General features: G+C 42.0%; 20 protein-coding genes. 4 read left to right on the forward strand and 16 right to left on the reverse strand.

Going from position 1 to position 10,879, the window contains the following annotated elements; translation table 11 throughout:
- Positions 1-32: 32 nt before the first annotated feature.
- The 12 genes from JV36_RS0111310 to JV36_RS0111370 form a co-directional block, all read right to left on the reverse strand.
- Positions 33-362 (reverse strand): hypothetical protein, encoded by a 330-nt coding sequence (locus JV36_RS0111310; protein ID WP_032095975.1) that lies wholly within the window; start codon positions 360-362, stop codon positions 33-35.
- A gap of 69 nt (positions 363-431) precedes the next feature.
- Positions 432-761 (reverse strand): hypothetical protein, encoded by a 330-nt coding sequence (locus tag JV36_RS0111315; protein ID WP_032095976.1) that lies wholly within the window; start codon positions 759-761, stop codon positions 432-434.
- Between the two features lie 285 nt (positions 762-1,046).
- The gene (locus tag JV36_RS0111320; protein ID WP_032095977.1) at positions 1,047-1,346 is read right to left on the reverse strand and encodes a hypothetical protein; all 300 of its coding nucleotides are present in this window, start codon (positions 1,344-1,346) and stop codon (positions 1,047-1,049) included.
- A 75-nt stretch (positions 1,347-1,421) separates the two neighbouring features.
- Positions 1,422-1,817, reverse strand: a complete 396-nt coding sequence (locus JV36_RS0111325) for a hypothetical protein (RefSeq protein WP_032095978.1) — start codon at positions 1,815-1,817, stop codon at positions 1,422-1,424.
- A 141-nt stretch (positions 1,818-1,958) separates the two neighbouring features.
- A complete protein-coding gene (locus JV36_RS0111330) occupies positions 1,959-2,393 on the reverse strand; it encodes a hypothetical protein (protein WP_032095979.1) in 435 nt (144 codons plus the stop codon).
- A 134-nt stretch (positions 2,394-2,527) separates the two neighbouring features.
- Positions 2,528-2,872: a DUF6694 family lipoprotein gene (locus JV36_RS0111335; RefSeq protein ID WP_032095980.1), complete on the reverse strand. Its 345-nt coding sequence runs from the start codon at positions 2,870-2,872 to the stop codon at positions 2,528-2,530.
- A gap of 412 nt (positions 2,873-3,284) precedes the next feature.
- Positions 3,285-3,638, reverse strand: a complete 354-nt coding sequence (locus JV36_RS0111345) for a hypothetical protein (RefSeq protein ID WP_032095982.1) — start codon at positions 3,636-3,638, stop codon at positions 3,285-3,287.
- A gap of 155 nt (positions 3,639-3,793) precedes the next feature.
- The gene (locus JV36_RS0111350) at positions 3,794-4,084 is read right to left on the reverse strand and encodes a hypothetical protein (protein ID WP_032095983.1); all 291 of its coding nucleotides are present in this window, start codon (positions 4,082-4,084) and stop codon (positions 3,794-3,796) included.
- A gap of 203 nt (positions 4,085-4,287) precedes the next feature.
- On the reverse strand, positions 4,288-4,608 hold the full coding sequence (locus tag JV36_RS0111355; RefSeq protein ID WP_032095984.1) for an SHOCT domain-containing protein: 321 nt from the start codon (positions 4,606-4,608) through the stop codon (positions 4,288-4,290).
- 301 nt (positions 4,609-4,909) lie between these two features.
- Positions 4,910-5,245, reverse strand: a complete 336-nt coding sequence (locus tag JV36_RS0111360; protein WP_032095985.1) for a hypothetical protein — start codon at positions 5,243-5,245, stop codon at positions 4,910-4,912.
- A gap of 129 nt (positions 5,246-5,374) precedes the next feature.
- Positions 5,375-5,596 carry a PLDc N-terminal domain-containing protein gene (locus JV36_RS20015; RefSeq protein WP_032095986.1) on the reverse strand — a complete coding sequence of 74 codons (222 nt, stop codon included), beginning with the start codon at positions 5,594-5,596 and terminating at the stop codon, positions 5,375-5,377.
- A gap of 138 nt (positions 5,597-5,734) precedes the next feature.
- Entirely contained in the window at positions 5,735-6,046 is a 312-nt protein-coding gene (locus JV36_RS0111370) for a hypothetical protein (protein ID WP_032095987.1), read from the reverse strand.
- Positions 6,047-6,741: 695 nt separating this feature from the next.
- Between JV36_RS0111370 and ltrA the strand changes: the two genes are divergently transcribed.
- From ltrA to JV36_RS0111385, 3 genes are all read left to right on the forward strand, one after another.
- On the forward strand, positions 6,742-8,070 hold the full coding sequence (gene ltrA / locus JV36_RS0111375) for a group II intron reverse transcriptase/maturase (protein ID WP_032095988.1): 1,329 nt from the start codon (positions 6,742-6,744) through the stop codon (positions 8,068-8,070).
- A 152-nt stretch (positions 8,071-8,222) separates the two neighbouring features.
- Complete coding sequence (locus JV36_RS0111380) at positions 8,223-8,465, forward strand: type II toxin-antitoxin system ParD family antitoxin (RefSeq protein WP_032095989.1); 243 nt, start codon at positions 8,223-8,225, stop codon at positions 8,463-8,465.
- Complete coding sequence (locus tag JV36_RS0111385) at positions 8,462-8,764, forward strand: type II toxin-antitoxin system RelE/ParE family toxin (RefSeq protein ID WP_032095990.1); 303 nt, start codon at positions 8,462-8,464, stop codon at positions 8,762-8,764. The genes JV36_RS0111380 and JV36_RS0111385 overlap by 4 nt, the downstream gene beginning before the upstream one ends.
- 104 nt (positions 8,765-8,868) lie before the next feature.
- Here the strand turns inward: JV36_RS0111385 and JV36_RS0111390 are convergent, their stop codons facing one another.
- The 4 genes from JV36_RS0111390 to JV36_RS0111405 form a co-directional block, all read right to left on the reverse strand.
- Positions 8,869-9,336 (reverse strand): hypothetical protein, encoded by a 468-nt coding sequence (locus tag JV36_RS0111390; RefSeq protein WP_032095991.1) that lies wholly within the window; start codon positions 9,334-9,336, stop codon positions 8,869-8,871.
- Between the two features lie 128 nt (positions 9,337-9,464).
- The gene (locus JV36_RS0111395; RefSeq protein WP_032095992.1) at positions 9,465-9,761 is read right to left on the reverse strand and encodes a type II toxin-antitoxin system RelE/ParE family toxin; all 297 of its coding nucleotides are present in this window, start codon (positions 9,759-9,761) and stop codon (positions 9,465-9,467) included.
- The gene (locus tag JV36_RS0111400; RefSeq protein ID WP_032095993.1) at positions 9,761-9,958 is read right to left on the reverse strand and encodes an addiction module protein; all 198 of its coding nucleotides are present in this window, start codon (positions 9,956-9,958) and stop codon (positions 9,761-9,763) included. The genes JV36_RS0111395 and JV36_RS0111400 overlap by 1 nt, the downstream gene beginning before the upstream one ends.
- Before the next feature lie 172 nt (positions 9,959-10,130).
- Complete coding sequence (locus JV36_RS0111405) at positions 10,131-10,412, reverse strand: hypothetical protein (protein WP_032095994.1); 282 nt, start codon at positions 10,410-10,412, stop codon at positions 10,131-10,133.
- A gap of 183 nt (positions 10,413-10,595) precedes the next feature.
- Between JV36_RS0111405 and JV36_RS0111410 the strand changes: the two genes are divergently transcribed.
- Entirely contained in the window at positions 10,596-10,844 is a 249-nt protein-coding gene (locus JV36_RS0111410) for a type II toxin-antitoxin system Phd/YefM family antitoxin (RefSeq protein ID WP_032095995.1), read from the forward strand.
- Positions 10,845-10,879 lie beyond the last annotated feature (35 nt).

A 10,879-nucleotide genomic window follows, 5' to 3' on the forward strand; every position in this document is an offset into this window, starting at 1 on the left:
TATTAAAAAGAGACAAGCTAAATAATCTAGTATCAGACGAAGCGGGGCCAATAGCCTGCTGTTAACCTAATATATTTGGTTGGCATTATCGCTATATACGCAACCGCCAAGAATAATCTGAAACCACGTAATGAAGACTCGGCTGTAAGGTGAATAACATCATTCCCAGAGGGAGTAGCGGCGAGTTTATTTGAACGGCACCAATCGATACTCAAATATACTTCTTGTGTATTTGTCTTAATTTCAAAATCTTTTGTTTCACCGTCGCTTATTTTTCCTAAAGTGATGCCATTGGCAATAACGGTGTAGTTTCTTGTTCTGTCCGCAAAGCCGCTGTCTCGAGTTATCCGAAGTATTGTCATTTTATATCCTTGGCATTACGGCAAAAACTGTGTTGCGTGTAAGCTCTTAAGTAAGGGGAGTTAGCGCGTTTATACGCTTTCATGCTTAGGGCTTGAAAAAGTGGATTCCCAAGATACTAGTGCTGCGCAGAGGCTCGATATTATGAGAGTGAGGATAGATGCGCCAATACCAAAGAAGCCAACCATAACTGATTTGAATGCAGCCGGTTGACCGCTGTAAACAAGGCTTCCTCTGACCAGCGTTGGCTCACCTGGGGAAAAGTAGCTCAACGAAACAGCAAGAAAAATCGCCAAAGCAAGACCAAAGAAAACGTATCCCAAGTAGGCTAGGCAACGCGCGATAAACAATAATGCGACTAGGTTATTTGGCTTTAAATTGGAGTAGGGTACTAGTGTCATAATAATTCCATTTATATGTGTTTACGCTGGACTTCGTTTCGTGACATTACTGGTAAAAGTATAGTAGTAGCATAAAGGTGGCGACCATTGAAACGCTGCCTGTTAAAAGCACAAATAACATAAAAAATGCGGTTTTCACTTTAACCTCCTGTCTGTCTAAAAATATACATTTCCACTAAGGGCGACACTACATCGGTTAAAATCCGAACAAAGTCAGTCAACTCAGGTGCTAGTGTTCCAGCTCGCTCAGCGAGCGGACTTAACTTCTCTTGTATTCTCTAAGCGCTAAACGAAAAAAAGGGCCGACAACGGAGTGAGCAGGCTTAATACGAATGCAGACAGTATTCCTACAATCAGCAGCGCACTTGATTCACCGATAAAAGTAACAAGTTGCCCCGAAACCACGCCCAAGAAAGAAAAAGACGGACTAAAATAGGCTAGCGCTCCGACAACGGCTAAAGAAATCAAATAATAAGGAAAGCTGTCAAAAGCCTCTATATGACCCGTTAAATCGTAGCTGAAGTGCCAAATGCCAAATCCAGCAATTGCAGAAAGTACAAAAGCAAAAAAGTTTTTTTTATTCATAAATTCCCTTTAAAAAGTATAGCGAGTTACATAAGCGATTTTGGCGGCTCTTGTCAGAACACGTTTGGTGTTTTGTTATGTAACCCGGCTCTTTGAACCAAATTTTTTCCTATTCAAACCTAACGTTATCAACCCTATAAATGCGAATAAAGTGCCAATCGGAATGATAAAAAGTAATAAGAATGAATAAAATATCAAAGTCCAAAACAGCCAACTAGTGCGGTACTTTAGTACTGTAACGGAAATTAATAAAAACACTAACCCCAACATAAAAAGACCAAAACCCACCACAATAGGCTTCAACATTGACATATCTTCCTGGGTAATTTTAGGTTCATTGGTACTGAAAAGGCTTATGTCTTCAAATGAAGAGTAGATGGGGAAGAGCGCATCTGCCATTCCTAATGGAAATGCCCAAAAAAGCAATAAGCCTAAAATTGTAATGTATTTCCCTATAACCTCTTTACTCATTTGTTCCCTCGTACTTAGTTGTTGGTTTTATTCCATAACGGGCAATGGTTTATTGGCGAGAGTGGCGAAATCGGCGAAAGTGGCGAAACCGTTGGCGAGTCATACTCCCAGCCCGCAAAGCGTAATACGTTAGTTTGCTCGTTACGTTTTGTTGCTTGATTTATTTCGCCGAGCTAAAAAGATAGCACACAACAAAACCGGCAATAGCTTTGCTAATGTAAGCGCAAGGTTGTACCACATAGCGTCATTATTAAGCGCGATAGTAGCTAAGCCATATACCATAAACAGAATAAACGGAGCGATAAGAAAGGAAGAATTGACCATGTTAAAAAGCTGCCTAAAAATTATCGCGAGCAGATAAAACGTAAGTGTGAGCGGCAGACCAATGGTGACGAAGCTTGTTAATGACAATGCCAAAGTTGGTGAAAGTTGCATGAGAGGTAATAGAATTTTTTCGGGGACGGCAACTGCAGCGCCATAGCCCATAATCACTATCGACAGACAGACAAATAAAATGCCGGCAGCAAAAGATAGAGACCTGTTTGCCAAAGGCTTATTTTGTAGATTCATTTCCATATCAAAGTTCCTTTAAAAAGCCTAATAGCTTGCTATTGGCCAAAAGTGGTTTGCTAAGATAGCGACGAAGTCGCGCCATGCTTGCGTTTCAGTGTACCTGCTATTTGGCACATAAGTTAAGCGCGTTGTAACATTTAATGAGGTGATACATTCACTGAAACTTTAGTTGGTGAATTGGCTGCCAACTCCATTACTTGTTTGTAGGTAAGGCCATCCATCTTTTTGCTTAAAATATAGTAATTGATTGACTCCATAGTGGGGTCATCAATGAAGTCATTAGCACTAGTCACGTCAGAAAATTGTATAGCAACCAACGCTGCGGCAAAGTCGACTCTTTTATTGTTGGGTAACTTTTTTAGCATGTAGCCAATATCGTTTTGGATCGACGTTTCGCTGCTTCCATTGAAAACAAATTCTTCTTTGGTGCTGGCGCAACCCAATAAAGAAATAAACGCAATTGATAAAAATAAAACTCTCATAACCTTCCTTAAATATCTGTCCCTGAAAACGCAGTGAGTGAGTTTATCTGGTCTTTAGGTTCGGCCAAGCTTGTCTAAAAAAAGCCTACATACGGAATAAAAGGCGAGTCCGAGACAGCTAACAGCTATAGCTGCACAAGGGACTGCGACGATGAGCATACCTTTATTCCAACCATAAAAGGCCATGACGGAACATATGAGACCGAGGGACACTTCAATTAAAAAGTGTTCCCATTGCAATCTGTAGCCGGTATCGATTGGCCTGATAAAGAAGTTGATTTTGAATGACATTTCACTCACTCCTTTGCATCATATAATCCTGAATTAGAGGGCTTAAATACGTGAGGCATGACGGCTAAGCCGCCGCCTGTTTTGTATCAGCAGCTTGCGAAGCAAACTGCGAGTTCAGTGTTTATGTTTCATGCGCAATACCCATGAAAGACAGCCCTTTATTAAAGCAATATATCTCTTCAATATCTTGGTAAGAGCCCTGAACCCAGCATAAAGATCGAAATCTTTCATAATGTGAGCGGAACGCTGTCTCAATTAAGGATGCATCGTCTTGCATGATAGAAGCAAAATTCTTCGACTTCAAAACCATGAACAGAAAATCTTCGTCGTCTATGAAAAATGAATCCCAAAAATAACCCTTTTGCTGCATTTCAGAGAAAGGTTCGGTGGGGTTTTGTTTAATGTAGTCAACAAGCTCCAATAATTTTTCTTTGGAGTTAGGCTGTAGTTTCACTTTTAACAATTTCGATTCCATTCGATTTCCTAAAGAGCTGGTCTTACACACTAAAAGTAGATATTCATGTTAACCATATGCCGCCAAAGCACTTGAACCTGTCGACGCCACTTGCAGCTTTGTTGCGCTGAAAAAAACAGCTCTGCGGTTACGGATTGGTTGAAGTTACCGGATTGCTAGGTACAACGTTCACTTGATTTCAACTCTGACAGTTCATGCAATAAATCCGCTTTTTTCATTGCAGCTTGTCCAGTGCCTGCAATCATCCCAGCGAAAAAGATGGAAGTGCCAACCGAGTATAATTCGCCTCCAGAGAAATGAACAAAGCCAATATAGCTAATCATACAAAAAAATAAAAAAGCGGGCACAGAATTAAGTCTATTAATTTCTTTTTCTAATTGGGCAATGCGTTTATTTCTTTGTAGAGAAATAATGCCATCAACATCTTCAGTAGTCTTTATATTCATGATTTCTCCAGTTGTGCCTAACCTTCGTTTGAGTTCTAGCCTGCCGCTGCGGGCGATATGATTTTCTTGTTAAGAAACATTGTAGGTATTATCTGAATTCAAGCCGATTAACTTTCTGACTTAAGTGCCTAATAATGTGGCAGCAATAAGCGCCAGCCAAGCGTAAAACGTCCACGTTAATACATTTGTTATGTGTGTTCATTTTAAAGGAGTGCCGCTTTTTGGCTTTCAAACTCTTCTTGGGTAATAACACCTTGTTCTTTTAACTCATGCAGCTTTCGAATTTCATCTGCTGAACTGAATGTATTACCGCTGCGTGATGATGAGCTATTATTGGGCAATATAAAGCTCCAAACCAATGCAATAAACCAACCTAACCACAAGAAAATAGAGCAAAAAATATTAAAAAGAATTATTGGTATCTTATGGGGATGATTTTTACTTAACGCGATAATTGAAGGAAGAAATAGAAATAGTAGTAACACCAATAAAATCAACAGTTGCCGAATGCCAGTGTCATCCATAATAAACTCCTTTTAAAAAAAACTATTATCCAAATTCCGTACGCATAAGCATATAAATTCTAAACAAGGGGCGCAGGGGCGTGGGCTAATATACGAAGCAGCCCACGTGTTAGCGTCCCAGCGAAGGTCGTGAGTGACTTAATGTTTTGTTAGAAGCCCAAACGCCGTTGTTCATTGCGAGGAATGTGTGGCCTCACATTACCACCAAATGTTTGTTTATACACCTTGCCTAAGTCTGAAGTTAATTCCAGCGATATTAGGTAAGGTGAGCCCGCTTTTGTCGAAAGACTTAAGCGTTTTATTAGGCATGTTTACAAACACCCTCGTTACTCAATTGCTCTTTAACTTCTAAGATAAATTTATTCGTTTGCTCTTCTGTTCCCAAAAGTTTTGTATTTGATAAAAATAGACCTTGGATGTCTTCGAATATACTTATACTCGTTTCTAAATTTGCACAATGGTAGGCCTTCAAACTCTTCTCATTGTCTTGAGTTAAAAGGCTGACGGACTGAGAGGCTATAAGCATTTCAGAAACATTGGATGATTGGATGCTATGAATGAATAAAATATACCCTAGAAACCCAGCAATAAGCGCCCCCAAAGCGAAAGAAGAAATACAATAAGCCAACGTTTTCATAGTTTTCCTTTTGAGTGCCTAACTTTTCAGTAATGGGCGTAAGCACGTGTAGCGTAATGGCGTAGCCACCTTGCGTGTTAACGTCCTGTGCGCGCGAAGCGAGTGTTTATGCGCTTGTTATAAGAAATTCTACTTGTCGTTAGGCTTTAGTGGTGCCAATAGCAAGTAAATTATGAAGCTTAGCCAACTAACAAAAAGAGTGGCAAGTATCCAAGCCAGCTTTTCATTTTTTCCTACTTTGTTTGATTTTCCAATGACAAACAACGGAACAAACCAAAACACACCAAGTATTATTAGCATAGGAAGCCAGCTAATGAAGAGTTCTGATAACAACAATTGGTCTTCGCTCATCTATGATATTTCCATGTCTTATAACTTTCAAATAAGGGGCGCAGGCACGTAGGACATAATGGCAAAGCCGCCCAGCGTATATGCGTCCCAGCGAACGAAGTGAGTGAGTTTATTGAGTTGTTAGGCCGTGCTGATAAGTTAGTCATGGCTATTAATAAAACTTTGTAACTCATCTGAGAAGTCACTAATTTGTTTAGCTTCTAGAAGGCCGTCTGATTTCATTAATGCAAGTTGCAGCATAGCTTTAGACCTTGCATTGTAATCGAATATTTTGGCGATACGTTTGTCGCTGTTTTCCATCAATTTATACAAATAAAGATATTTTTCATGATTTGAAAGTTCGGGGTTATCGATTCCTTTACGCACTTCGTCCAAAACTTGCTGGCAGCATTTATCTAATGCATCTGCCTTAACTTGTTTGAAGTGTTTCCAATCTGCCTCTGAAATCATGTTTTACCTCTATAGGCCTAACACTTTCGATAAGCGGTTTGGCAGCGCTTTTCTGACAAATCCGTCTTCATCATTTTGTGTACGCCCAGCATGGGCATGAACTAATGAGCGGGAGGCCGCCCCGGATAAAAGTCCTCTGTAGGAAGGTCACCATCCCTAGCGATTAATATTGCTATTAGATAACAACTACTAGCGAATGGCAAGGGTAAATCCGCGAGGATTTGTCTGGAGAAAGCCGCTAGCAAATCTGCGAGCTGATGAACAAGAACATCATATGAAGCGTAGGCTGAAGGTGAGTTGGCAGGGCCGGCCCCGTGAAGCGCTTTGGGTCCAAGACAACGAAACCATGTGATCTAACGGCCACCGTAAATGATGCAGCAGTGCAGAGAAAGTTCACGTTCTTATCTGCGGTGGGACTGGCCTTCCAAAGATCTGCTTAACCGGCGATCGATAAATCACCAGTGAGGTTCTTGTATACAAGTACCTTGGCTTTTCAGCGTCATCGACTGAAAAGAGCAAAAAGATGAAAACCGATAGCGCATAGCGGTGTAAGCCGTTCTGTGATTAAGCAGAAGTCAGCAGGCGGCATAGTAGCCAAACGCCCATCGTAATGGTTGGGACACGGTGAAGTCGTGGGCCGACCCGCCACAAACACCTAGATCAAAGGAGGAGCCTTATTGAACTTGAATACACGAATGCCGACCGGTAGTGACGTGACTCAGCGTATCGATAAGCAGCCAGCCTTTAGTGCGGATCTACTTGAGCTTATTCTCCGACCCGCTAATATTTTAGCTGCATGGAAACGAGTTCGAGCCAACAAAGGGGCTGCTGGCATCGATGGCATGTCCATTGGTGACTTCCCCGCTTGGGCAAAACAGGGTAACTGGAAACGTATTATGAATGGGCTCTGCTCAGGAGAATATCAACCTTCACCTGTTAGACGTGTAGAAATTGATAAACCCGATGGCGGTAAACGCCAATTAGGCATTCCTAACGTCGTCGACAGGGTTATCCAGCAAGCTATTGCTCAAGTGTTAACACCTATCTTCGACCCAAGCTTCTCAGACAATAGTTTTGGGTTCAGGCCAAATCGAAATGGGCAGCAAGCGGTGAAGCATGTACAAAGCATCATTAAAATGGGACACCGTTTTACTGTTGATGTCGACCTGTCAAAGTTCTTCGACCGCGTTAATCACGATTTACTCATGACCCACCTTGGCTATAAAGTGAAGGATAATAGTCTGCTTAAATTGATTAAACGCTACTTACGAGCTGGGATTCTCTGCCAAACAAAGAGGGATAACCAGCTTTACAGTGAGAGCCGAGAAGGTGTTCCTCAAGGCGGGCCGTTATCGCCCTTACTGGCGAACATTATGCTCGACCCTTTGGACAAAGAGCTTGAGAAACGAGGCCATAAGTTTGCTCGCTACGCGGATGACTTCACTATCTTGGTAAATACTCCACGTGCGGGTAAGCGTGTGCTTAGCAGTATCAGCAGCTTCCTGAGTCACCGCCTGAAACTGATCGTGAACTCGGTCAAAAGCCACGTCGTTAAAACCAGTGAAAGCAAATTCCTCGGATTCACGTTCAAGGCAGGTCGCATTCAATGGCACCCAAAAACATTGCTGAACTTTAAGCAACAGGTCAGACGGTTAACGAACCGTAACTGGGGCGTGTCTATGCACTACCAACTCTCTAAGCTCAGCCAATATTTACGTGGCTGGATAAATTACTTTGGTATCGCTAGTGGTTATCAGCGAAACGTCGATCTAGATCATTGGATCAGGCGCAGAGTCAGAATGGCCTATTGGCGACAATGGCGAAAGCCGCGCACTAAAGTGAGACGCTTAATGAAATTGGGTGTGCATGTTCAGGCCGCAGTTGCTTGTGGTATCACCAGCAAAGGACCATGGCGTAGTGCGAAATCCCCAGGGAACAATCAGGCTTTATCGCTTGATTACTTAAAATCCGAAGGGCTTTACTCTTTGCGAGATGGTTGGATTGCACTTCACCATCCTAAGTGAAACGCCCTGTGCGGAGTCGTCCGGGCCGACGCTTCGGTGCAGGGTGTTGTGGGGGCTGGAGGTTAGAGACCTCTGGCTACCCGATTATGCGCTATTGACTTATAGCGGGCAAATACCATAATTAGGTATATATTGGTACTTGGAGAAAGCAGATGGCTAAAAATACCAGCATTACCCTTGGGGACCATTTTGATGGCTTTATTGCTAGCCAAATTCAAACTGGTCGATATGGTTCAGCGAGCGAAGTAATTCGTTCAGCTCTTCGCTTGCTAGAAACACAGGAGACCAAATTAAACACTTTGCGTCAATTACTTGTAGCAGGTGAAGAAAGCGGCGAGGCTGAATATGACCTTGAGCACCTGGTATCAGAACTAGATGGTGAACTAAAAGAGTGAAACCATTTAAGTTAACTTTACTCGCAAAATCCGATTTAAAAGATATCGCGTTGTTTACGCAACGGAAATGGGGTCGAGAACAGCGTAATGTATATCTAACGCAATTCGACGATTCATTTTGGATGTTGTCTGAAAATCCTGATATCGGCAAAAGCTGCGACGAAATAATAGACGGGTACAGAAAGTTTCCGCAAGGTAGTCACGTTATTTTCTACAAGCAAACTGATAGCCAAGAAATTCTGATTATAAGAATTCTTCATAAAAGTATGGATGTAAATCCTTTACGCTTTGGCGCATAACACCCCACTAAGGGGCGTTAATACATGGGCTAAAATTAGGAACAAAATGACGCAGCCCATGTGTTAGCTTCCCAGCGAGCAGCGCGAGTGCCTATACTGTTTTGTTAGGTGACATTAGTGCTCCGGACTTTCCTGTAACGCATGGAAAGAAGAGAAAGAATGCCACATATAATACCGGTGCTTATTGCTCCATGTAAGCCCAAAGCAACTACAACCGGACGCAATATGAATAGTTGAATAACAAAAGCTGGTATAAGTGCAATTGCGAGTGCTTTAAGCTTAACTGATGTTTCAAATGGAGAGTTGCAGTGTGGACATGTTTTTGTCTTACCCCATTTGTTAGCAGTTTTAGAGAAGAAACCTATTTTCTTTTCACAGGTTGGACATTTGAAAAATTGTTCGTTTGGTTCAAAATCATCACTATCTGCATTTAAGCTGCTTTTCTTTGATGTTTGTCGCGACGCTAATTCGACTTTTAATAGCTCTACCCGATCTGGAAAACTTTCCTTATCTATATTGGCTAGAGCGTCTTCTAGCTCTGTGGTCGAGTATTCTGAATAATTTGGTTCCATCTACTAAATTTTCCTTGTCACCTAACGCTAAGCTTTGGGGCGCTGGCACGTGGGCTAAAATCCGAACGAAGTGAGTCAGCCCATGTGTTAGCGTCCCAACGACCGAAGGGAGTGCCAACAGCGTTTTGTTAGCTGCGTTTTTGCCACGTTCTTGGAGCCCTGCTTGTATGTATAACAGCAAATACCAGAACTTTATTGCCAAACATTTTGTAAAAAACACCAAATGGAAAGTGCCCGATGAGTACGCGGCGAAAATCCCGGTACACTTTCTTGTAAACCTCTGGGTTTTCTGTGATGTTAATCAATGCTGATTCTACAGAGGCAATAAAATCGTTTCCTAGCCCAGTTTGGCATTGTTGATAATAAGAATATGCCTCTTTGATATCTTCTTCTGCTTCCGGCCTGATAGATAAAATAAATTTCATTAGCCAATGATTCTGCTCTTAACGTCGCTCCAATTTGAACCAAAATTTTGATCAGTTTCGAAGGACTTTAGTCTATCGTTAAGAAGCTGAGTTTGCTCTTTTGATAATTCAATAGAGTCTTGTTCAGCAGCTACTGAGTCCCAAATCTTCTGGGCGAGTTCAACTTTTTCTATAGCTGAGAGGTTCTCTATTTTCATAGCAGGTCTCCTAATATATTTAGTGCTACAAGTATAATTGTTTATGAGACAAAAGGCATTTCGATTTCATTGAAGCAGCTAACGCTTTGCCAAGGGGCAAATGCGAGCGCATTGGCGAAGCCAGCGAGCATTTGTCCCAGCCGCGCTTTTTGCGGCGAACTTAGGCAACTTGTTAGTGAGCATCTTTAATTGGCCAGATGAACTTACGAGCCACTAAAAACACTACAACGCCTATTACTGCAGCGGCAGTTCCGCCGAAAAGTTGTGCGACCGGCCACATAGAAGCACCACCACCTTGGTAAGGCACAAAATACTCTGTATATAACAGTGAACCTAATAGGCCCAACCAAGGCACTGCACCTGCAACAAAAATTGATAATTTGTGCCTCATATACTTGGCGACCAACAAACCAACTAAACTCGATAAAGTTATTAAAATATACCAAACATTCATGTTAAGCCTCCTGCTCACTAACACCCGCATAACGGGCAAAAATATGTAGGCTACAATACCAAGCGAAGCGCTGGGAGCCTACGTATTTTTGTCCCAGCGAACGTGGTGAGCGAGTTTATGCGCTTGTTAAACCAACAATGATAGCCTAAAATGACCTAATTAAAGACCTTTTAGGAGACCGTTATGGCGGCTAGAGTTTTGGCTGAAGTTGCTGCAAGTATTACAGAACTAAAAGCAAACCCTATGAAAGTTGCGAGCAGTGCATATGGCGATCCTGTCGCCATATTGAATAGGAATGAACCCGCATTTTATTGTGTCCCAGCTGAGATTTACGAAAAAATGATGGATCGTTTGGAGGATCTGGAACTACTACAGCTTGTTAAAGAAAGGCAAGGTGAAGAAAGCGTTTCGGTGAATTTGGATGACCTATAAATTAGAGTTTAAAAGAAGCGCCCTAAAAGAATGGA

The sequence above is a fragment of the Alteromonas sp. LOR genome (genome assembly GCF_000753865.1).
GTDB lineage: Bacteria > Pseudomonadota > Gammaproteobacteria > Enterobacterales > Alteromonadaceae > Alteromonas.

Coding starts and splice junctions, on each gene's coding strand:
- JV36_RS0111310 (WP_032095975.1), bottom strand. CDS start 362: ATGACAATACTTCGGATAACTCGAGACAGCGGCTTTGCGGACAGAACA.
- JV36_RS0111315 (WP_032095976.1), bottom strand. CDS start 761: ATGACACTAGTACCCTACTCCAATTTAAAGCCAAATAACCTAGTCGCA.
- JV36_RS0111320 (WP_032095977.1), bottom strand. CDS start 1,346: ATGAATAAAAAAAACTTTTTTGCTTTTGTACTTTCTGCAATTGCTGGA.
- JV36_RS0111325 (WP_032095978.1), bottom strand. CDS start 1,817: ATGAGTAAAGAGGTTATAGGGAAATACATTACAATTTTAGGCTTATTG.
- JV36_RS0111330 (WP_032095979.1), bottom strand. CDS start 2,393: ATGGAAATGAATCTACAAAATAAGCCTTTGGCAAACAGGTCTCTATCT.
- JV36_RS0111335 (WP_032095980.1), bottom strand. CDS start 2,872: ATGAGAGTTTTATTTTTATCAATTGCGTTTATTTCTTTATTGGGTTGC.
- JV36_RS0111345 (WP_032095982.1), bottom strand. CDS start 3,638: ATGGAATCGAAATTGTTAAAAGTGAAACTACAGCCTAACTCCAAAGAA.
- JV36_RS0111350 (WP_032095983.1), bottom strand. CDS start 4,084: ATGAATATAAAGACTACTGAAGATGTTGATGGCATTATTTCTCTACAA.
- JV36_RS0111355 (WP_032095984.1), bottom strand. CDS start 4,608: ATGGATGACACTGGCATTCGGCAACTGTTGATTTTATTGGTGTTACTA.
- JV36_RS0111360 (WP_032095985.1), bottom strand. CDS start 5,245: ATGAAAACGTTGGCTTATTGTATTTCTTCTTTCGCTTTGGGGGCGCTT.
- JV36_RS20015 (WP_032095986.1), bottom strand. CDS start 5,596: ATGAGCGAAGACCAATTGTTGTTATCAGAACTCTTCATTAGCTGGCTT.
- JV36_RS0111370 (WP_032095987.1), bottom strand. CDS start 6,046: ATGATTTCAGAGGCAGATTGGAAACACTTCAAACAAGTTAAGGCAGAT.
- ltrA (WP_032095988.1), top strand. CDS start 6,742: ATGCCGACCGGTAGTGACGTGACTCAGCGTATCGATAAGCAGCCAGCC.
- JV36_RS0111380 (WP_032095989.1), top strand. CDS start 8,223: ATGGCTAAAAATACCAGCATTACCCTTGGGGACCATTTTGATGGCTTT.
- JV36_RS0111390 (WP_032095991.1), bottom strand. CDS start 9,336: ATGGAACCAAATTATTCAGAATACTCGACCACAGAGCTAGAAGACGCT.
- JV36_RS0111395 (WP_032095992.1), bottom strand. CDS start 9,761: ATGAAATTTATTTTATCTATCAGGCCGGAAGCAGAAGAAGATATCAAA.
- JV36_RS0111400 (WP_032095993.1), bottom strand. CDS start 9,958: ATGAAAATAGAGAACCTCTCAGCTATAGAAAAAGTTGAACTCGCCCAG.
- JV36_RS0111405 (WP_032095994.1), bottom strand. CDS start 10,412: ATGAATGTTTGGTATATTTTAATAACTTTATCGAGTTTAGTTGGTTTG.
- JV36_RS0111410 (WP_032095995.1), top strand. CDS start 10,596: ATGGCGGCTAGAGTTTTGGCTGAAGTTGCTGCAAGTATTACAGAACTA.